21 protein-coding genes and 1 tRNA gene are annotated in these 20,085 nt (G+C 46.7%); 10 read left to right on the top strand and 12 right to left on the bottom strand.

The genetic code is table 11. The features are described 5' to 3' along the window. Nucleotides 1-3: 3 nt before the first annotated feature. The 3 genes from PHG53_04760 (at nucleotide 4) to dapF (ending at nucleotide 2,327) form a co-directional block, all read left to right on the top strand. Complete coding sequence (locus tag PHG53_04760; GenBank protein ID MDD5380935.1) at nucleotides 4-420, top strand: hypothetical protein; 417 nt, start codon at nucleotides 4-6, stop codon at nucleotides 418-420. Nucleotides 421-573: 153 nt separating this feature from the next. Then, nucleotides 574-1,353, top strand: coding sequence for a FliA/WhiG family RNA polymerase sigma factor (locus PHG53_04755; GenBank protein ID MDD5380934.1), 780 nt, complete (start codon nucleotides 574-576; stop codon nucleotides 1,351-1,353). Nucleotides 1,354-1,451: 98 nt separating this feature from the next. Continuing rightward, nucleotides 1,452-2,327 (top strand): diaminopimelate epimerase, encoded by an 876-nt coding sequence (gene dapF, locus PHG53_04750; GenBank protein MDD5380933.1) that lies wholly within the window; start codon nucleotides 1,452-1,454, stop codon nucleotides 2,325-2,327. 67 nt (nucleotides 2,328-2,394) lie between these two features. On the opposite strand, the gene PHG53_04745 is transcribed toward dapF, so the two are convergent. Together PHG53_04745 and PHG53_04740 are read right to left on the bottom strand one after the other, a co-directional pair. Then, nucleotides 2,395-3,399 (bottom strand): SUMF1/EgtB/PvdO family nonheme iron enzyme, encoded by a 1,005-nt coding sequence (locus tag PHG53_04745; GenBank protein MDD5380932.1) that lies wholly within the window; start codon nucleotides 3,397-3,399, stop codon nucleotides 2,395-2,397. A 207-nt stretch (nucleotides 3,400-3,606) separates the two neighbouring features. Further along, nucleotides 3,607-3,948, bottom strand: a complete 342-nt coding sequence (locus PHG53_04740) for a PilZ domain-containing protein (GenBank protein ID MDD5380931.1) — start codon at nucleotides 3,946-3,948, stop codon at nucleotides 3,607-3,609. Between the two features lie 376 nt (nucleotides 3,949-4,324). Here PHG53_04740 and PHG53_04735 point away from each other — a divergent pair, with 376 nt between their 5' ends. Genes PHG53_04735 through PHG53_04725 form a run of 3 tightly spaced genes read left to right on the top strand, consistent with a single transcriptional unit; the run spans nucleotide 4,325 to nucleotide 6,759 of the window. Beyond that, nucleotides 4,325-5,068: an ATP-binding protein gene (locus tag PHG53_04735; GenBank protein MDD5380930.1), complete on the top strand. Its 744-nt coding sequence runs from the start codon at nucleotides 4,325-4,327 to the stop codon at nucleotides 5,066-5,068. Between the two features lie 18 nt (nucleotides 5,069-5,086). Continuing rightward, the gene (locus PHG53_04730; GenBank protein MDD5380929.1) at nucleotides 5,087-6,466 is read left to right on the top strand and encodes a sigma-54 dependent transcriptional regulator; all 1,380 of its coding nucleotides are present in this window, start codon (nucleotides 5,087-5,089) and stop codon (nucleotides 6,464-6,466) included. Nucleotides 6,467-6,492: 26 nt separating this feature from the next. Further along, nucleotides 6,493-6,759 (top strand): hypothetical protein, encoded by a 267-nt coding sequence (locus PHG53_04725; protein MDD5380928.1) that lies wholly within the window; start codon nucleotides 6,493-6,495, stop codon nucleotides 6,757-6,759. 139 nt (nucleotides 6,760-6,898) lie between these two features. Here the strand turns inward: PHG53_04725 and PHG53_04720 are convergent. The 8 genes from PHG53_04720 to queC all read right to left on the bottom strand — a co-directional run bounded on the left by PHG53_04720 (nucleotide 6,899) and on the right by queC (nucleotide 13,778). Continuing rightward, nucleotides 6,899-6,981 (bottom strand) — tRNA-Leu (locus PHG53_04720). A gap of 76 nt (nucleotides 6,982-7,057) precedes the next feature. After that, nucleotides 7,058-7,753 (bottom strand): 7-carboxy-7-deazaguanine synthase QueE, encoded by a 696-nt coding sequence (locus tag PHG53_04715; GenBank protein MDD5380927.1) that lies wholly within the window; start codon nucleotides 7,751-7,753, stop codon nucleotides 7,058-7,060. Between the two features lie 5 nt (nucleotides 7,754-7,758). Then, nucleotides 7,759-7,962 carry a hypothetical protein gene (locus PHG53_04710; protein MDD5380926.1) on the bottom strand — a complete coding sequence of 68 codons (204 nt, stop codon included), beginning with the start codon at nucleotides 7,960-7,962 and terminating at the stop codon, nucleotides 7,759-7,761. Beyond that, nucleotides 7,952-8,188 carry a hypothetical protein gene (locus PHG53_04705; protein MDD5380925.1) on the bottom strand — a complete coding sequence of 79 codons (237 nt, stop codon included), beginning with the start codon at nucleotides 8,186-8,188 and terminating at the stop codon, nucleotides 7,952-7,954. Before PHG53_04705 ends, PHG53_04710 begins: the two co-directional genes overlap by 11 nt. A gap of 10 nt (nucleotides 8,189-8,198) precedes the next feature. Continuing rightward, the gene (locus PHG53_04700) at nucleotides 8,199-9,362 is read right to left on the bottom strand and encodes a glycosyl hydrolase family 8 (protein ID MDD5380924.1); all 1,164 of its coding nucleotides are present in this window, start codon (nucleotides 9,360-9,362) and stop codon (nucleotides 8,199-8,201) included. Beyond that, the gene (locus tag PHG53_04695) at nucleotides 9,363-10,880 is read right to left on the bottom strand and encodes a glycosyltransferase family 2 protein (protein ID MDD5380923.1); all 1,518 of its coding nucleotides are present in this window, start codon (nucleotides 10,878-10,880) and stop codon (nucleotides 9,363-9,365) included. It abuts the gene before it with no gap. An 8-nt stretch (nucleotides 10,881-10,888) separates the two neighbouring features. After that, nucleotides 10,889-12,925 carry a tetratricopeptide repeat protein gene (locus PHG53_04690; GenBank protein ID MDD5380922.1) on the bottom strand — a complete coding sequence of 679 codons (2,037 nt, stop codon included), beginning with the start codon at nucleotides 12,923-12,925 and terminating at the stop codon, nucleotides 10,889-10,891. A gap of 160 nt (nucleotides 12,926-13,085) precedes the next feature. Further along, the gene (gene queC / locus PHG53_04685) at nucleotides 13,086-13,778 is read right to left on the bottom strand and encodes a 7-cyano-7-deazaguanine synthase QueC (protein MDD5380921.1); all 693 of its coding nucleotides are present in this window, start codon (nucleotides 13,776-13,778) and stop codon (nucleotides 13,086-13,088) included. A gap of 71 nt (nucleotides 13,779-13,849) precedes the next feature. Here queC and queF point away from each other — a divergent pair, with 71 nt between their 5' ends. The 3 genes from queF (at nucleotide 13,850) to PHG53_04670 (ending at nucleotide 16,713) form a co-directional block, all read left to right on the top strand. Beyond that, nucleotides 13,850-14,203 (top strand): preQ(1) synthase, encoded by a 354-nt coding sequence (gene queF / locus PHG53_04680; GenBank protein MDD5380920.1) that lies wholly within the window; start codon nucleotides 13,850-13,852, stop codon nucleotides 14,201-14,203. Nucleotides 14,204-14,217: 14 nt separating this feature from the next. Beyond that, nucleotides 14,218-14,724 (top strand): hypothetical protein, encoded by a 507-nt coding sequence (locus tag PHG53_04675; protein ID MDD5380919.1) that lies wholly within the window; start codon nucleotides 14,218-14,220, stop codon nucleotides 14,722-14,724. Between the two features lie 198 nt (nucleotides 14,725-14,922). Continuing rightward, on the top strand, nucleotides 14,923-16,713 hold the full coding sequence (locus PHG53_04670; GenBank protein MDD5380918.1) for a hypothetical protein: 1,791 nt from the start codon (nucleotides 14,923-14,925) through the stop codon (nucleotides 16,711-16,713). 214 nt (nucleotides 16,714-16,927) lie between these two features. Here PHG53_04670 and PHG53_04665 read toward each other — a convergent pair whose 3' ends face one another. Both PHG53_04665 and PHG53_04660 read right to left on the bottom strand, forming a co-directional pair. Continuing rightward, the gene (locus PHG53_04665) at nucleotides 16,928-17,917 is read right to left on the bottom strand and encodes a hypothetical protein (protein MDD5380917.1); all 990 of its coding nucleotides are present in this window, start codon (nucleotides 17,915-17,917) and stop codon (nucleotides 16,928-16,930) included. 151 nt (nucleotides 17,918-18,068) lie between these two features. Continuing rightward, nucleotides 18,069-18,242, bottom strand: coding sequence for a DUF6132 family protein (locus tag PHG53_04660; protein MDD5380916.1), 174 nt, complete (start codon nucleotides 18,240-18,242; stop codon nucleotides 18,069-18,071). A gap of 1,147 nt (nucleotides 18,243-19,389) precedes the next feature. Here PHG53_04660 and PHG53_04655 point away from each other — a divergent pair. Next, nucleotides 19,390-19,716: a PadR family transcriptional regulator gene (locus PHG53_04655; GenBank protein ID MDD5380915.1), complete on the top strand. Its 327-nt coding sequence runs from the start codon at nucleotides 19,390-19,392 to the stop codon at nucleotides 19,714-19,716. Nucleotides 19,717-20,085: the final 369 nt, after the last annotated feature.

Genomic DNA, 20,085 nt, shown 5'->3' with positions numbered 1-20,085 from the left:
CTTATGAATTTGACGCCATTGGTAACAGATAATATCTCCGAGCTGCTCGTTAAAATAATTGAGTTCACACAGAGCCGTCAGAAAATCCTTACCCATAATATAAACAATATCCACAGGTCTGGTTTTGTTCCGAAGGATTTGGCGGTTGATGAGTTCTCCGGCCTGTTGAACAATGCAATCGATGAGCATACTCGAAGCCGGCGTCTTCTGTTCTGTGATACTAAAAACATCAAATTTGGCGCTGCCGGCAGATTAGAGACACAGCCGACAATAGACGAATATGCCAAAGAGCTGCTCGAAAAGAGTCGAAATGAGTATATCGAGCTTCAAATAAATAAGCTTTTGGAGAATTCGCTCAACCAAAGAGCAGCGGCAGTACTGCTCAGGCAAAAACAGGAAGCGATTTCAATCTTCGAATAAAGTTATCGGCTGGAAAGCCGATAAAAAATGTGATGAGTGTTTTTTTGTTGGCACGGCTGGAGAATCAGAAGATAAAAAAATGCTGGAACTTATAGGACTTAAAACCGGCTTTGCAAAACTTTTCAGGGGCATAGAGTCTCACGGAGGAATACTATGAAAACCGACCAACAACTCGACATTGACCAAATATGGGAGCAATTTCACAAAACCGGCGACACTCATTCCCGCAATCTCCTTATGGAACATTACAGGCCCCTGGTAAAATATACCGCCGAGCGGTTACGCAGCAAACTGCCTGATAAGGTTGAGCTGGATGACCTTATCAGCGCCGGCATCTTCGGATTGATGGACGCCATTGACGCTTTCGACCCCTCCAGGGGCGTAAAATTTGAGACATATTGCTCGCCTCGTGTAAGAGGCGCCATCCTTGACGAGTTACGGAGTATGGACTGGGTGCCGCGGCTGGTACGTGCCCGTGCCCACCAGCTGACCAAGGCCGTCCATTCGCTTGAAACCCACCTCGGCCGCAAGCCCACAGAAAAAGAAATGGCTGAAGAACTGGATATGAATACAGAGGAGTTTAGCAGACTCCAGCACGATGCAAATGCGGTCGGACTGGTTTCTCTCGACACCAAATACAGCGAGGGCGAGGGCGAAAAAGATATTCGCGAAATAGACGTAATCAAAGACCAAAGAAGCGAAGACCCCCTCACCGAAGCCCAAAAGCGAGACCTGAAAAACCTGCTCACCAAAGGTCTGACACGGGCTGAACGGCTGATTATCGTCTTATATTATTACGAAGAAATGACTATGAAGGAAATCGGCGCAACGCTCGATTTATCCGAATCCCGCGTCTCTCAAATGCACTCCTCCATTGTTGCACGTCTAAAAGCTCAAATGAACACCCGCAAAAAGGAATTCGCAGTCGAGTAAATCCCGCCTGTAGCGGATAAATTTGCGGCCTGCCTCTTGCCAAGCCTTGATTTTGTTCTCATTTATGCGTATATTTAGTTTCGCAAGGAGAACAAAAAATGAGATTTACAAAAATGCACGGTATCGGCAATGACTATGTCTATGTGAATTGCTTCGAGGAGAAAGTCGCCGACCCTGCAAAATTAGCTCAAATCGTCAGCGACCGCCACTTCGGTATCGGTTCGGATGGCTTGATTCTGATATGCCCCTCGCAGAAAGCCGATGTGCGGATGCGCATCTTCAATGCCGATGGCTCCGAAGCCGAAATGTGCGGAAATGGGATTCGGTGCGTGGCTAAATTCTCCTACGAACATAAATTAGCCAAGGTGGGCAAGTCATTTATCGTGCCGGGCTGCCCCCCCTGCCCCGCCTCATTAAGCATAGAGACCGGCAGTGGTGTTAAAAACGTCGGGCTTACAATCAGCAGCGGCAAGATCCAAAAGGTATGCGTCAATATGGGCCAGCCGGCCCTGACACCAAAAGATATACCTGTAAAACTGCCTGGGGAAAAAGTGATAGATGAGCCGATAGAGATTCTCGGAGAGAAGCTGCGGATGACCTGTGTATCAATGGGAAATCCGCACGCCGTATTTTTCTGCGATGATGTCAGCTTAATTGAGCTTGAAAAATTTGGCCCTGCTATCGAAAAGCACAGCATCTTCCCCAACCGCACTAATGTGCATTTTGTTCAGGTTGATGACCCTGCTGAATTCACTATGCGGACGTGGGAACGGGGCAGCGGAATTACCCTCGCCTGCGGCACAGGCGCTTGCGCGTGTTGTGTGGCAACGGTGCTCACCGGCCGAGGAGAACGGGTATGCACCGCACATCTGCCCGGAGGCGACCTCGAATTGAACTGGTGTGAAAAAGACAACTGTGTCTATATGACCGGCCCGGCCGTCGAGGTCTTCGAAGGCATCTGGCCCAACGTTTAAACAGAAAAAGAGATGTGCTGTTCGCACAGCCCTTTGATTCGTAACACAAGTTGCCTTTTCGAGTCTTTTATGCCCTGCGTTTTCTAAGCAAAGCCCGCCCTGAGCGAAGTCGAAGGGCCAATCCGCCCAAGGACAGCAAAACCAAACTGCACGGTTCAGGAATTTCGGCGATACGGAATCCTACAGCGACAGCTTCGTTCGCCGGGTCCTGCCAGCCCCGGCCGCCCGAGTTAAGGCCGCCTAAGCCGTAATCATACCCCCCACCGCGACAACCACGAGAGGGACCGTCAACAAGAGTTTCGTTCCATTCCCAGACATTGCCGCTCTGGTCAAACGTGCCATAGGCACTATCAGAGTTCTCGAACTCCCCAACATTAGTCAGGTAATCAGGACTGCCAACGGTATAACCGCTGTGCAGATAAAAATTGGCGTTATTACCCGGGTCAGGATTAATCAGTGCGTTGCTCGGCGTATTGTCCCATTGAACCTGAGTTGCGTATAACCAGTAATTGCCCGTAACGCCGTCGTTCTTGTGATAAGCAGCCTTGTACCATTCGGTTTCGGTTGGGATGACATAAACCGTGCCATAAGTTGCCTGGGCCGCTGTGCGGTCTATACCGAGAAAGTCACCGGGATTGGTGTTATCACCGCTGAACTGATAGGCACCAAGACTCTTATCGCCGCTGGTCAGCCAGTTGCAGAACTGGGCCGCTTCATACCAGCTTACACGATTGGTCGGCTGCTGGGCACCGGTGAAATATGCACTTTGGTCGTAAGCATTGCTCAGATTGCCAGTGGGGGCGCCGGCAGCGGCTGTAAAAGCGTTCCACTGAGCGTTGGTAACCTCGTATTTGCCGATACGGTAATTGTAACTAACTGCACCACAGCCGTATGGGTTTGCCAGAGTAGCCCCATACTCCGGTGTTGGGACTCTCGTATCACCCGGATTTCCCGGATTACCGATAGTTACAAAATCAATGTCAATTCCTCGTATGAGCTCAGCCGAAGCAAAATTTATCGCTGTCATCACGCACACAACTGCCAAACAAATTGTTGTTTTCGCATTTTTCATTTTCCCCTCTTCAAATAGTTTGCAGAGAAACTCCGCCGAGTTGTGAGCAGACGAGATAGAATCGCAATTAGTTCTCCTACCCCCAGTTTCGATGTGATTATATCACATCAAGAATAGAAATGCAAGAAAAAAAATGACTTCTCGTATTCCGAAAAATAATTTTAAGCGACGAATAGTCGAGGGACTCATAAAACGCTGTATTAAACGCTATGCGCAAAGTTTCGGGGACTGGCAAAATTGAAGGGCCACGCCATACTTGGTAGGAGACAAGGTATCGCTGAGGTTAGAAGTCCTCAAGACCTTTGCAAAAGCCGCTATCTTACCGCCAATTTCAAGCAGTCCTGCTGTAGGGGGTATTGACAGTTCTACCTTTAAAAGATTGCCCGGCATAAAGGCGTCATCCGCGGTCTCAAAATACAAACCGCCCGGCCCCACATTAACCGTGCGGCCTTTATATAGTTTCTCTGTTGTCGAACCAACTTTTCGACACGATAAACCAAGCGTTATTGGTAACCGCTTAAACTTGCGTTTTTCAACACTTTCCATCATTTGCTTCCTTGCTCATTTTTCGATTATTCCTTATGACCAATTCGCATAAATCCGCAAAGCGCATACCAAAACGAATAATGAGCAAATAGCCCATTTTCACTTTTACAACTACTTATCCGCCATAAAGTTAAGCGGAATCAACGCCCAATCTGAGACGAATCCGCTCGGCAAGATATTTGTAGTGTTGCGAAATAACAACGCCAAAAGTCCACTTCTGTTGTTTAAGTCGAACACAAGGACCGAAAAAATCCCCTTAGACGCTTATTCTATAGAATGTTGCGCTTTCTACTAAACACGCCTCCATTTCAATCCGAAAAAAGAACAGAAACGTTGATTTTTCACAACGTCTATGTGGGAGATAGTTTTTATACGAGCTATGACTAACCGTAAGAAATTACCACCTGAAAAGGCCGGTACTCAAAAACAGTTGGCTGACACTGAAAGGCTGGCTACCCTCGGCAAGCTCACTTCTAAAGTGGCACACGAGTTAAATAATCCTATGGATGGAATACTGCGATACATCAATCTTACGATGAGAATCGTTGAGCAGGAAAATCTCGAAAAAGCCAAAGAATACCTCACACAGTGCCGCAAGGGACTTATGAGGATGGTTCAAATCGTAAGTGAGTTGTTGGAATTCTCTCGTAGCACTTATGCGCAATTTGAACACGTCAAAATAGAGCAGATTGTTCAAGATGCTGTAAAAACAATGGACACCAAGGCCGAAAACTTGAATGTCCGGATATTATCGAGCTGCGCCGCCGGCATACCGGAAGTCCCGAGCGGCAATTTATTTCAAGTCTTCTGTAACCTTATAAAGAATGCGCTGGACGCAATGCCGGATGGCGGACAGCTTCGCATCTCCACGCGCCTTGCAGCAGATAATACCGCTGTCGTGGAGTTTCGCGACACAGGGGCCGGCTTCGCCCCCGAAAACGCCAAAGTTATATTCGAGCCGTTCTTTACCACAAAAGATAAAGGCAAAGGAACGGGATTGGGATTGGCAATATGTAAAGACATAATCGAAAGATACAACGGCCGGATAACTGCTGAAAATGCGCCCGGTGGCGGCAGTATTTTCACCGTATATCTGCCTGCTGCACCGATAGAAAACCCATAAAAGATGACAAGGATTACTATGAGAGAAAAAAATATTCTTGTTGTTGATGACGATAGAATCATATTGGATTCGCTGTGTGAATTTTTATCGCTCGAAGGATTCAAAACAAACGGCGCCGAAACGTTAAAGGCCGCTTTAACCGAGCTGGAAAAACAAAGCTATAGTCTTGTTATAACGGATATTAACTTGCCGGACGGAGACGGCTTCGAATTATTGGATGCCATCGGGAAAAACTACCCGCAAACAGTAGTAATTGCGATAACCGGCTATGGCAGCATCGAAAGCGCAATCAAGGCCATAAGGCGAGGCGCCTACGAATACCTTACCAAGCCGATTGTTGACGATGAGCTGCGACTGGTAGTGGAAAGAGCAATTAAACAGCAATCCATTATAAGTGAAAACGAGAACCTGCGATTACAGCTCGAACAAAAATACAGTCTGGAAAACATAATCAGCCACGACTACAAAATGGCCAAAATCTTCGAGCTTGTAGAGGCCGTCGCAGACAGCAAAACAACAATACTAATGGCTGGCCCCTCAGGCACCGGCAAAAGCATGCTCGCAAAAGCAATACACCATCGCTCGAGCCGAAGGAACAAGCCCTTTGTAGAGGTCGGCTGCGGCGCACTGCCGGAAACTCTGCTTGAAAGTGAGTTATTCGGCCACGTCAAAGGTTCGTTCACCGGCGCCGTAAAAAATAAGGAAGGCAAATTCCTCGCGGCAAATAACGGCACAATTTTCCTCGATGAAGTTTCCAATGCCTCACCCGCCCTTCAGGCAAAGCTCCTGCGGGTGCTGGAGGATAGGCAATTCGAGCCGGTCGGCAGTAACAAAACTGAAACCGTCGACACGAGAATATTACTCGCTTCAAATAGAGACCTGAACGACGAAGTAAAGCAAGGCAGGTTCAGAGAAGATTTGTACTACCGGATAAATGTGGTAACGATAGACCTGCCGCCGCTGTGCGACAGAGTGGGTGACGTTCGGCTGCTGGCAAAGCATTTTCTGCAGGTTTACTGCGCACAAAACAACAAAGACAAACTCGGCATTACCACCGAGGCGATGGAATATCTGGAGCGTTACCCCTGGCCTGGCAACGTGCGCGAGTTGGAAAACACCATCGAACGGGCGGTTTTGCTGAGTAAAGACAAATTCATCGGCCCTCTCGATCTGCCAAACTCAATCAAACAGGACCAGCGGCAAAAAACATATAACCAAATGAGCTTAAAGCAAGCAATGGCTGAACCGGAGAAAAACATCATCCACCAAGCTCTTGAGGCCAACCACTGGAACAGGCAGGAAACCGCCAAAGCGCTGCGGATAAACCGCACAACTTTATACAAAAAAATGAAACAATACGGCCTCGACGCCGAAGCCGAGCGATTGGGGCTGACCTGATATTTAATTACTAAAGGATTCGAATTATGAACCAGAAACAATTCATTACTATGTGGTGCGCAATAGCAGCTATTGCATTGGCCGGCCTTACCGTTATAAAAAACTACGGCCTCCTCTGCCCTTATGGTTTCACCGTATGGGTGTTCATAGTAGCCCTCGTAGCAGGCGGCCTGATTTATTCCTTCAAAGAAGGAAGCATCCAAAAGAAAAATGCAATCCAAGACATACGAGACGACCTTCTTAAGAAAAAACAATCCAGAACAAAAAAAGATGACCGCGGCAGCGATAAATAACAAAATAAAAAACCCCTGCTATGCGGAGGGAGGGGAGAGAGGAAAAAGCAGGGGTTATAGGAAAATTCAATTATAGCCGCCACACCAATGTGGTCAAGACAAAATAATATCACAAAAAAGAATTCCAATCGAGCGCTAATGCTCGGGACAGGATTTGAACCTGCAAGGGGTATCCCCACTAGCACCTCAAGCTAGCGCGTCTGCCAATTCCGCCACCCGAGCCTTGCGATTTGCTGTTAATTATTCACTATTTATCATTTAGTGTCAATCGGGAAATCATAAGTTCGTAAAGGCCCGCTCACGTACCCCTTTTGTTATTCCAAAGCAAAACCTGCAGACGCTGGCAAAATGCAAAGCCGATGCGCTTGCACATTTCCGCTACCATCGGCGATTTGGCTAAAAGCTCGTCTCTTGTAGCCCCCCGCGGCATCAACATCACCCTTGCCAGATCGACGTTTCCGATACTTTCTATTGTTTGCTCAATCTCGGCCAAATCGCCCTGTGAATCCACCACAAATTTTAGCTGGTAATTATAATTATCTATCAATTTACGCAAGACATCCACGTCTAACCTTAACGCTTCGTGAGCCTTTGCAAGTCCGATTTTCTCAGGTGTAGAGTTGCTTAGTTTCGGACTAATGCTCATTAAGTCGCAGAACATGCCTGCTATGAATGTGGTCCCCGCAGTTTCAACTGTAATATGTTTACCAACCCACTTTAACTTTTGGACTAATTCTGCCAGGTTGGAATTTATCATCGGCTCCCCGCCGGTTATAACGACGAATCTGCTTTTTTCTTGTTGGATTGTCCCAAGTATTTCTTCAACGCTGTAATCTTTTTCTGTCCTTTCGTCCCAGGCGTATTTCGTATCGCACCACCTGCACCGCAGAGGACATCCCGCCAAACGGATAAACACGCTGGGAACGCCTGCCAGAAATCCCTCGCCTTGAAGCGAGTAAAACACCTCAGTAATCTTTATCTTAGGGTTGTCCATATTGATTAAACTTTCGCCCCGTCGAGGATTGCAAATAATTCTTTTTCCAAACCCAGATGACGGAATTCGTCACTGCGAATGCCTTTTAGCGTCTTTAAAACATCGGCATCTGATATTTCAGACAAAATCTCATCGAGGCATTGTATCATACTTTCTTCGGCTTTTTCCAGATCGGTAAAATATCCTCTATAATCCTGTTCAGTAAACATCTTTTTTCTCCTCTTTAATTTTATCTATTAAACACCGCAGGGTATGGTAATGGCCTTTCGATTCGTTTTCAAGCGTTTGCAAAATCCGCTTTACGTGCTGCTGCTCATCAGCGTCGAAATTGGACAGAAACAGCGTGCTGCTTAGATGCTTGGTATAAAGCGGCAGAGCGCTTTCCTCGGCTTTTAGTGATTCCCCGAGCAAATTTAAGAGTTTCTCCTTAGTCATATCAGACTCCTTAATTTGAGATATCCTCTATTACACCGGCCTTGAGCCCTTCGGCAAGCCAGCTTAGACAATTCAAATAATAATCCTGATTGTTTTCATAAAACCAAAAGTCGCCGTCTATTTTCAGTCGGCTCCTGTTCTTCTCAAGGGCTTTTTGCGCATATCGGCTCTTTGCCGCTGAAAGAGAATAATAATAACAGGAATAAAAAGCCGGGCTGTCAAATTTTTTCAATGCATCCCCGGCGTAGTCATATTCGCAGAATATAATCCCGTTTTTCTCAAATTGCTGTTCCAGAAAACCGCTGAAACCCTTCAGAAATTTCTTGCCGTCTTTACTCTTAAACCAGAAATAATCCAGCCCCACCCTGAATGGTATTCTAATCGACTCATAACCGAATCTGTCCCCCTTGCCTTCGAGAATGCCGAATTTATCTTCCATATCAACGCTGCACCAGTCAGGAATAAGGCCTATGCCCTGCTGGCCGGCAAAACTCCGCGATAATGAATTAAGCATATAATACGTCGTGTCAACCAGCTTGAGCCATCGCTTGTCCTGTGTATATTTATAAAATATCCTGAAATGTGCTGGCGAATAATAAGATGGATTGACCGCGAAAGATTCTGTTATAACCTTACCGTCATAAATCCACGGCGAAAGATATAACCTGCCGCTCACCGTTGAATAGGTCTCGAGGTTCAATATGTCATCGAGAATCTTCTTGGCCTTATCACCATAATTTTCAATCGCGCTGCTGCCTGGATCACCCCAGCGGGCATCGGCAAAAATCAGGGCAAGTGCATAATCAATATCAGCGTCGCTTGCCGGCGTAAAATCAATGACTTTGCCGCCCTTCCATCGCCAGGCGAGCAGATTATCGCCTCTTGTTTTATATCGGGACATATTATTCTCTGTCCAGATATAGCATTTATCGAAAGTTTCCTTGTCGTTCAGCCAGACCGCTCGCAGCATGGCATATGCCTGTCCTTCGGAAACACTGTCGTTTTCGTCAGGCCTTTTAACTCTGCCGCTGCCGTCTATGAAATAATGCTTAAAGCCCGCCCATCTCTTGAGCATTCCGGCTTTTGCATCGGCAGACTTCAGCCCCCTCCCGACGCCGAAAATAATTGCAGCCGCGGCAAAAACAATCAGCAATAGTTTAGGCAAAACTTTCATTTACTCCTCATTGAAGTAGAATATGCTCATGCTGAAAGCAAAATAATAAATTATCCATACGGTATTTACAATTGCGGCGACAGAGCCGGTATATACGAACAAATTGATGCCCCAAACAATAGCAGCAAGAGCAATCAGCCATAGTGTGATTTGCGGCCAGAGCCTTAAATATGAAATTCTGCTGCTGCCGGCTTTTGACGTTATCTTAAAACTCCCTTTTATGCCGCAAAGCCCAAGAGCGCTGCTTTTTAAGTAAATCGGTAGCGAAACAAAAAACATCGCCTGCCCCTTCAGCAAATCTCTGATTCGATAGTTGCGGCTTCTCATGCTTGTATAAAATATATTTGTTGACAGCAGCAGATATGGAACAAACGCCAGTCCGTAAATCACGGGATTCATAAAAAACGACGGCACTCCGAAGAAAAGATAGACAATCGGACAAAACAGCAGCAGCAGGAACGCCCAGCTTGAAAGGTAGTATGTGCTGCTGATAACGTATTCCCACCATTGCATAAAGCGCATCGTCGATGGTTGCGTGAACAACTTTTTCAGAACCTTTTTTAAAACTCCCGTGACACCTAAAGACCATCTGCTCTGCTGTGCGAGATATGGGCCTATGCCCCGTGGCCCCTGCCCGAAAGTGCCCACGTGATTGTAATATAGCGTCTTAAAACCCTCCAGGTGCAACTGCAGCGTTGTTGCGAAATCTTCAGTTACCGAGCTTTCGTCAAAACCTCCGACTGTGTCAATCGCTGACCGTCTTATTACGACGTTGGTGCCGCAGCACATCATAGCTCCGTTAAGGCTTTTGGCCTCGCATATATTTTCGTAAAAAATCGCCTGCTGCATATTGGCTCCGCAGGCAACTTTATTGGTATCCAAATTACTGTAATACTGAGGCGTTTGAACAAGAGCAAGCCCGTCATCTGCCTCGAGAATCGAAATTAGTGTTGCCAGAAAGCCGCCGATTGGGTTTTGATCGACATCGAATATGGCAACGTATTTTCCGCTGCAGGTTTTGAGACAGTCGTTTACCACTCCGGCCTTTGCTCCGTGCCTTGTCTGTCTTCTGAATAGTTTACAGCCGTATTTTTTTGCGATTTCCTCGGCCTCGTCTTTATAACTCTGCTCGGACGAGTCGTCTAAGATATGTATTATTTTCCCCGGGTAGCCCAGATTATAACAGGCTATAACCGTGTTTTCCAAAATATCTCTTGGCTCGTGCCTCGACGGAATCAATATGTCAACCAGCGGAAATTCCGTCAGGACGGCTTTTGCAGGTTCGGATTTGTCTGCCCTGCTTATTACAAAAATGCCGACGAAATAGGCGAGAGAATGAATTATTACATACATCTCGGAAAATAACAAAACAAACGCCAAAACCTTTTCTATCGGTTTATATTCGGCGTAAGCGGTGAATACTGTCCGCAGGACAAGATAAATAACGACGCTAATAAGAAGCACAACCAATGCTTGGGACAAGTCGTTTTTTCCGGTTTTTTCTGCCGTCTTTTTCATATAGCTTTTTAGAAATAAATTGACGTATAGAACATCAGCATATCTTCGCTGTAAATGCCGCTGTGTTCATACATGGTTTTTGAAAATTCAATACCGCTGCTGCATTTATTATTCCAGTCGTGATGAAAGTCAAAATAGAATTTATGGCCGGTCTGCTGATGAACATCGAAAATAATTTCATAACGTAGCGTATAATAGGTGTCGTTGGCCCCCCAGAACATCTCCTCCTTATTAAGAAAGTGCCTCCACTCAAGGGCAACGTTATTATGATGGAAACTCCCCGGCGAAAAATAATCGCCGTCTTTGTCCTTGAACCCGTATTGCTCATACTTGTATGAAATTTTTAGACTCTTTGGCTCGAGTGCCAGATAATAGCCGACATCGAGACCATAAGCGTTTTTCCTGTTTCCGTCGCTGTAGGGCGAATAGGTATAATCTGTCCCCGCAGCCAGCCGTCTCGTCGGCTTATAATCGACCCTGATTTTATAATTGTCCGCGTAAAGTTTATCGAGGAACGTCCTGCTGTTATCGGTGATTTGTTCTCGCTGATGGGATAGGCCCACGGTCAATGGGTCAGCCGGCATAAAGTTAAAATATCCGCCGAAAGTATGCGCCAGCCCCTTTTCTTCGGGATAAACGCTGCCCGTGTAATTCGCTCCCGCCCAGAAGTCAGGCTTTTGTGAATAGTCCACGCCGACCGAAAACTGCTGCTGATAGACTTGCTTATAATCTCGAAAATTTCGCCAGATATTGTCCTGCCGGATTGTAACGGAAGTATTTTCATTCAAAGGTTTTTTAATTGATGTAAAGATACCTCGGTACCGTTTGTCCATATTTCTGCCGCTGCTGTCCGCCTCGAAAGTCTTAAAACCAGTTTCCAGACGCATCATATTTGAATAAATGTTGACTTTTTCAAGGGCCTGTTTCGCTCTGAAGTGCCCGCCGTCATTGTCAAGCGTGAGCTGATACATCTTTTTCGCGTTGTCCCATTGCATCTGTTTGGCATAAACCTGCCCCAAATCATAAGACGCTTCTAAATTATTCGGCTCAGCATCGAGCCAGTGTTTGTAATTTTCAATGGCCGTCTTGTCGAATTGATTATAAAGGTTGTATTTGGAAAGCATTTCATATTTTGTCGCGGGGATGGATTCGTCCGCTTCAACGGCCTTTTTGTATTCCGCGATTGCCTCCTCATATCTGCGCGCCCAGCCCAGAACTCTTGCCTTTTCCCTTCTTGCGGTTATCCACTCGGAATTGGCGTCTATCAATTCTGTGTATATATTCAGAGCAGAATCGTATTCTTTTTCCCAGCTCAGCAGTCTTGCCAGCCATAATTTGGCTTCCGCATTGTTCTTGTCATTTGCGAGGATGCCCCGGTACAATTCCTCCGCCCCGGAATAATCTTTCCTCTCTACAAAAATCATGGCGTATTGCAGGGATATACTGTTGTCCTGCGGATATTTTTCGTGCAGCTCTGTTAAAATATCGAACGCCCTGTCATACTTTTTGTTCCAAATGTAAATATCAGCCAGCAGCTTTCTCGCCCTGACATTGTTCGGGTTTTGCTTTATCATCTGCTCGAGCGTTATTACCGCCTTGCCGTATTTTTTCTGCCACGCCTGGACTTCTGCGAGCTTCATTTGCGAATTGGTATCGTACTTCTCGGCCAGACTTTCCTGATATAATTTTTCTGCCTTTGCAAATTCATTTTTCCCATAGTAGGCCCCCGCCAGCCATTTATTGACTTCAAGGTCTTTGCCGTCGATTTCGTGGAGCGCTTCGAGCGTCTTCAGGACATCTTCTTTTCTGCCGAGTTTGTCATAGGTTGAGGCAAGATATAAAAGAATTTCCCCATTGTCCGGCTCGGCCGCAGATGCGGAGTTAAGATGCAAAAGAGCCATCATAGTTCTTCCCTGCTTGAAGAATTTTTTGCCCTTTGTAAAATCTTTCAGAGATGACTTCGTACCATGGAACATCACCGTAGTGGCAGCGATAACTGCCAAAACTGCTGCGCATAAAACGACCTCTCTTAGGTATTTGCCCAAATTTCACCCCAATTTGATATATGAGTAATTTCGGCGGTCTCTGATGACGACTTTATGCCCTAATTGGCGGGATAAACGGGGAAATTGACCTTATGAGATTTGTTTTTTTCGGACTGATTGATGAAAAAGCGACTATATGCAGATAGTAGCAAGGATTGCTTTATCTTGCATATCTTATCGGGTCTTTCAGGCCCGCTTCCGCAAAGCCTTTTAACCTCAATCTGCACGAATCGCACCGCCCGCAACTGCCCCGCCCATCCGGGTCATAGCAGCTGTGTGTCAGCGAATAATCAACGCCTAACTTTGTCCCTGTAAGAATGATTTCGCTTTTGGTCATATTTATAATCGGCGTATGAATTTTATATTTGCCCTTCCCTTCGATAGCCGCCGCCGTGCCGAGATTGGCCGTTTTCTCAAAAGCCCTTATAAATTTGCCTCTGCAATCCGGATACCCGCTGTAGTCGACCGCGTTAACGCCTATGAAGATATCGAACGCACCGAGCGCCTCAGCCCAGGCAAGTGCGTAACTTAAAAATACTGTGTTGCGGGCAGGCACGTATGTTGGCGGTATCAGGCCCTCTTTGCCCAAATCGTCCCTGTCCTTCGGCACCTCGATTGCCGAATCAGTCAGCGCCGAACCGCCGAACTGGGCCAAATCAATATCGATGCAGCGATGTTCGATTACCCCGAGAAACTTGGCCGCCTTCTTCGCCGCTTCGATTTCAAGCCCGTGCCGCTGCCCGTATCGGAAGGTCAGGCCGTAGCATCGGTACCCCTCGCTTCGCGCTATCGCCAAAGTCGTAGTCGAATCGAGTCCGCCGCTCAGCAAAATAACCGCTTTTTTATCTTTCATTTTTCAGCCTTGCCAAAGTCATTGATATCTATTATATTAATTCTGCCGAATTTTTGCGAGGTTCAATAAATATGGATAAAAAGCCCGAACTCGAACTGTTCGACAATCCCAGCCCGCAGAGGGACTATTGGATAACAATCAGATGTCCCGAATTCACCAGCGTTTGCCCGCGAACGGGCCAGCCTGACTTCGGCGAAATTACCATCGAATATTGCCCTGATAAACTTTGCATCGAGCTAAAGAGCCTCAAATTCTACATGCAAAGCTACCGCAGCAAAGGCATCTTTTATGAAGCCCTGACAAATGATATACTGGATGACCTGTCCGGCTCCTCCAGGCCGCGCAGGATGAAAGTTACCTCGCGGTTCACTCCACGAGGCGGAATAACCACCGAGGTAATTGCAGAGTATAAAAAAGACAAATAATTCGGAGGTGACAAATGGCTATAGCATTTCACTGCGAACATTGCGGCAAAAAAATAGAAGCGCCGGACAACACCGGAGGCAAATGGGGCAAGTGTCCCGCCTGTCATAACAAAGTCTACGTCCCTGATTCGGACGCCGGCGAAGAGCTCAAACTCGCCCCTATGGATACCAACGACCTCGCAGAACAAAAACGCCTGATAGATGAAACTCGCAGAATTGAACAGGAGATACTGAAAGAAAAAGCCGATGTCCTCGATGACTCGCCCGAAAGGTCCGCCCCCGTATATGAAGTAAGCGATAACGAGCTGACCAAAAATATTATCATCTACTTGCGCCTGATGGCCGATGGCGACCTCGAGCAGGCAGAAAGGGTCTCAAGTATCTTTATCCGCTCCGGCAAAAGGGGCTTAAATATCCTCGATGGCATCGCCGTTAGCGAAATCCCCGAACCAGAGCTTGCCGACATCCCTAAGCAGGTCCTTATGGGTATGATAAAGGCATTGCGCGCCAAAATAAAATAACGCGCCGGCAAAAATCTCAGGGCCAGACTTAAACGTCCCAAAAAGCGCCGCAAAAACGCAAACAAGCCCCGTTTTTTTCAGACCATAAAATTTAATACCCTCCGCAAACCCCTTTTATTTGGCTAAAATGCAACTATTTCTTATATTTTATGTGGAGCAACGTTATAAGCTTTACTCTACAACTTGGAGGAAATTTGTATGGCCAGTGACACAACAGTTGTCCATGTCACCCACGAAATCGTGGGCAAAATAGGCGGCATAGGCGCCGTCCTGCAGGGATTCTTTACCTGCAATTCCTATCTCGAATCAGTCGGCCGCTCCATCCTCGTCGGACCGTTGTTCTCTACCGAAGGCCCCGTCTCGAATCGCCTCGGCGAAAATGGCGAAGTCCTCTATTCCTCCGTCGATGGCCTCATCCAAACCGGCTACCTCGATGCCTTCCGGCACATCGAAAACACCTACAACGTCGGCATCGTCTACGGCAGGCGAACGTTCGTCGACGAGCACACAGGCCTAAAAAGCTCGCCCGAGGTGCTGCTCATCGATATAACGCGCGCGAATAAATATGCGATTAACGAATTCAAAAAACATCTGTTCGAACAGTTCGGCATTCGCAGCAATCAGTATGAAAATTTGTGGGAATACGAGCAGTACGTCCGCCTCGCCCCGCCCGCTATCGCCGCCCTCAAAGCTATCGGCGCCGCCAAAAGTTCGACCATCGTTATCGCGCACGAGTTTATGGGTATGCCGACGGTATTGGCCGCCATGCTCGATACGGAATGCGAGTTCAAAACCGTCTTCTACGCCCACGAAGTCGCTACGATGCGCCGAATCGTCGAAGGCCATCCCGGCCACGATACGATGTTCTATAACGCCATCAAGTTGGCTCACGAAAATAAACTCTACGTCAACGACGTCTTCGGCGACCAGACCTCCTACTTCAAACACGTCCTCGTCGATGCCTCGAAACGCTGCGACGCTATCTGCGCGGTCGGCGATGACATCGTCAGCGAGCTGCGATTCCTCGCGCCGGAATTCGAAAACGAAGACATCGACATAGTCTATAACGGCATCCCTGCTTATCAAATCACCCTCGCCGACAAACTGCGTTCGAAAGAAAAACTCCAGCGATACTGCGAAACCCTGCTCGGCTTCAGGCCCGACTTTATCTTCACGCATGTTACCCGCCTCGTCCGAAGCAAGGGCCTCTGGCGAGACTTGCGCGTGCTCGAACATATGGAAAGAGAGTTCAGAACGCAAAACAAAACCGCCGTCCTGCTCGTCCTCTCAACCGAGGTCTCCCAGCGGCGCAACGGCGATATTAATAAAATGGAATCGGCCTACAACTGGCCTGTGGCACACCGCGAAGGTATGCCCGACCTTTCAGGGGGGGAGGCCGCTTTCTATACCGGCGTCCAGGAATTCAACGCCAGAAGCAGAAATATAAAAATCGTCTTCGTAAACCAGTTCGGATTCAATCAGACCACTTGCGGCCAAAGAATGCCTTCCGATATGGATTTTATGGACGTCCGCAAAGGAAGCGACGTCGAGTTCGGCCAGAGCATTTATGAGCCGTTCGGTATCGCACAGCTTGAGCCGTTGACCTTCGGCGGTATCTGCGTCATCAGCAGCGTCTGCGGATGTGCCGGCTTCGTCCTCGATATCGCAGGCGCAGAAGGCGCAAAGAATCTCGTCATCGCAGACTACACCCGCCTGAATGGCCACGAAACCGGCAAAATCGAAGACCTGCTGAAAATCGACGACGAAGCTCGCAGGGAAATCGAGCAGGCCGTCAGCGAGCGTGTCGCTATGCAGCTCTGCTCTCGCCTGCCGAAAAGCGACGCCGAAACCGAAGATATGATTAAGACCGGCTACGCGCTGGCTAAAAATATGAGCTGGGACGAAGTGGTCAAAAACCATCTCCTCCCCTGCTTACACAAGGTCCTGTCCAAATCTTACACCCTGGCCGAATGCGCAAAATTAATTTAACCGCGTCCAAAAACCCCCAACTTTATGTTGGGGGTTATCATTCTCGTTTAGCCCCCAAGCCTGCTTGGGGGTTGGTTAGCCCTGCCGCTCGCGGCAGGGGTTACTCCCGCCTCTGTCATTGCGAGGCCGTTGGCCGCGGCAATCTCTTATTTCTTTTCCCTTGAAATGAATGATTGATTTTTACCAACACCCTCCGCTTCGGTTAGTATTTTGTTTAAACATCTTTTAAAGATACGTAGTCGTGGAAAAACCTCCAAACTGTACAGTCACGTAGCGCACAAAATAGTCTCGCCGGGGCGTTAGCTACTGAATAGGTTAATCTATTGACCAATTCCCGTGTCCCAACGGATAATCCCAGTGAAGTGCCTTGTATATCTTGACCGTTTTGGCGAGTTAACCATTTCACACCTAATCTTTCAAGATTCATTGGATGGTATCCAAAACCCAGAAAGTATATTCGCTCGGCAGACCTTAGTAATTGTCGCGCCTCTTTGAATTCCTCTATTTCTTCTACGTTTTTATTTTCAGGTATAATCTTTATATTTTTCATCGCAATCCCGATTGGTTTTGCTGTTGCTATAGAATCACAAGAATCGTATTCTACGCTCAAATCATCAGGTCTGTTCCACAGTAAATGACCTATACTGCCATATATGTGTAATATTCGAATTTCGCTCAACTTTTCTTCGCATTCAATGCTAGTTCGGCCATAGGTATTTCTTAAGCCCGTGAAAAGATACTGCTCAAGTGAGCGGTCATAGTTAAAAGTGATGATAGAGAGTTTATTTTGATTTAATTTGTCAAATTCTGTGTTAAGGGCGTTGAACAACTGGTCGTACCAATTACCTTCTTTTTCGTTAGAATCCTTACTATTCTCTTTTTTTCTCTTCTCTATCCAATCATCGAAAAGACCGTGGGTTTTCTCGCACGGCAGCAGTGCAGCAGCAATCGCCGCCTTACCAACACGCTCAAATTCACTACGACGTTCCAAGAACGCGTCAACAGAAAAAAGTGGTGACTTTATCAGGGCCTGTCTGAAATTATTAATCTCATCTGGAGTAAATTTAAGCTTCGTCAACTCCTTAATTGTAGCTCCTGTGTCGAGCAAATAACAAATTTTGTCTTTAAGGCCTTGCCCTGTTGGAAAACCAAAAGGTGCGCTTGCCCCCGCCCCTAAAACTAGCACTGTTTTCTTGGTAATCATTAATCCATTAAAAACCTAAATCCACCTACCTATTTCCACCTCCTGCCAATTCTCGCCAAACACAAGCCGGAAATTTACTAATCTCCCGATGCTTTTTCTCCGCCGTTGTGCGAAGCATGCCCTAGGTGCTCGCCATATTTTACCTTCTTTTCTACTTTCCTGCAGCGAGTAATCCTCCTAACAATGCGCCGATTATTGTGCTTACAATCGGATTGCTTGTAAATGGACATGTCCCGGATGCGCATTTACCAAAGTAACCGACCAGAAATCCTACACCCCCGCCGATAAGTACACCTGTGATAATTCTCATTTTCACTGCCTTCATTTTATACACCGCAGAGCAATAAAAAATATCCTCAATTCCAGTCTGCTGAATACTAACGATTAAACGCTTATCACGAACCCAAAGGTTGCCTCCTCTCCAAAGGTGCACATAAATTTTACCCCACTTTCAAAATTCATGCAACCTCTTTCCTCCGTCCTTTTCTACTGCTCAACTGCTCCACTGTTCAACTGTTCTCCGCCTTCGGCGGCAACCCACCCCGTCAACATCAAAAAAACGCCCAAAAAAAGAAAAAACCCCTGCATTCTCAAATCCAGCAGACAAAAAAAAGAATACCTAATTATCTTAGGTATTATACTCCACACTCCGAACGACGACTAAATTCCCCCGCGAAGGGGCTCCACAATTTTTATTTTTGCATTCGCGCAGCGTCTCGCTGCAGCCTCGGCGAAGACAGACTTGTCTCGCCTAAGTTTCAGCGAAGGCGGATTGATTTTCAATCTTTCTATCCTCCAATCCGTCAACCCCAAAACCATCCCCCCAAAAAAATCCCCACTTCTCAATTCCCGGCATTTTCAACCCATGGATTCGAAAGAAAAATACCTAACTATCTTAGGTATTCTCTTTGCCGGTCCCTGTAACTGGCGGAGTGACTAGCGGCCAGAAACCAGCGACCAACCTGCCCCCGGTGGCAGCCACTCCTTCTCAAAACCACCATTTCTCAACCCCCGGCATCTAAAAATCCCCGCTTGATAAAAAGAATACCTAATTATCTTAGGCATTATCCCTCCACATAGCCGGGTCTCTTCTCAAAACCCAGCGCCAAAAAAGCTTCGACTGACAGAAAGAATACCTAACTATCTTAGGCATTATCCCTCCACATAGCCGGGTCTCTTCTCAAAACCCAGCGCCAAAAAAGCTTCGACTGACAGAAAGAATACCTAACTATCTTAGGTATTCCCCTCAGCGACTGTTCCGCATCATGCAGCGACGTCCCTTCTTAAAGCCCTGCAAAACAATCTTATGCTTAACGCCCCCTGCTTAAAATCCCCACAAAACAATCTTATGCTTAACGCCCCCTGCTTAAAATCCCCACAAAACAATTTTATGCTTGACGTCCAAAGAATACCTAAGTATCTTAGGTATCCTTTGGAAAATTACTTATAATTCGTAATAGGAGAATTGTCGAATGTTCTGCCATCAGATTATAAAAGGAAGCATCAAATTTGTAATCCTCTCAATCCTCAAAAACCGAGAAGTGTATGGCTATGGCCTTATCCAGGCTGTTAATCGTCAAACCAAAGGCTTTTTTGAATGGCGACAGTCCGCCGTCTATACAACTCTGCACAATATGCAAAAAGCCGGGCTGGTTAAAAGCAGATGGAGACCTGCGGGGATCGCCAGAAAACGAAAATACTACCACCTTACCAGCAAAGGCAGGCAGTTACTCCTCGCGAACCGAACCGAATGGCTCGCCTTTTCCAAATGTATGAACAAACTGACTGCCAATACCTAAGCATCTTGCGTATTATATTCCGTCTTGCCGTTCGCTTTGGCTATCTACACTTCGACTTTATCTTAAATTGTGAGAAGAAGAATACCTAAGTATCTTAGGTATTCTCCCCTGCGTAACCAGCATCTAAAAAATTTGTGTCCCTTCATGTCCATCTCCCCTTGGGATAGCTTACGCCACGTAGTTAATTTTTCTTCACGGCTAATTTCTGTTTTGAATTTTTATCCGCCTCTGGCGGATTGTATCTTGGTGATTGGAATTTATTTGAATTTTGTCGCTTGTTTTTTGAAATTTTTCCCGCGCTTGTTCGCTTCGAACAATTCGCGCAGGGGGGTAAAAAATCCACTGCAATTTTCAACATTTTCCGCGCAC

This window comes from Phycisphaerae bacterium, from assembly GCA_028714855.1.
In the GTDB taxonomy this organism is placed as follows: Bacteria; Planctomycetota; Phycisphaerae; order Sedimentisphaerales; family Anaerobacaceae; genus CAIYOL01.
The sequence above is the reverse complement of the archived record's forward strand: the minus strand, read 5'-3'. Positions and strand labels throughout refer to the sequence as shown.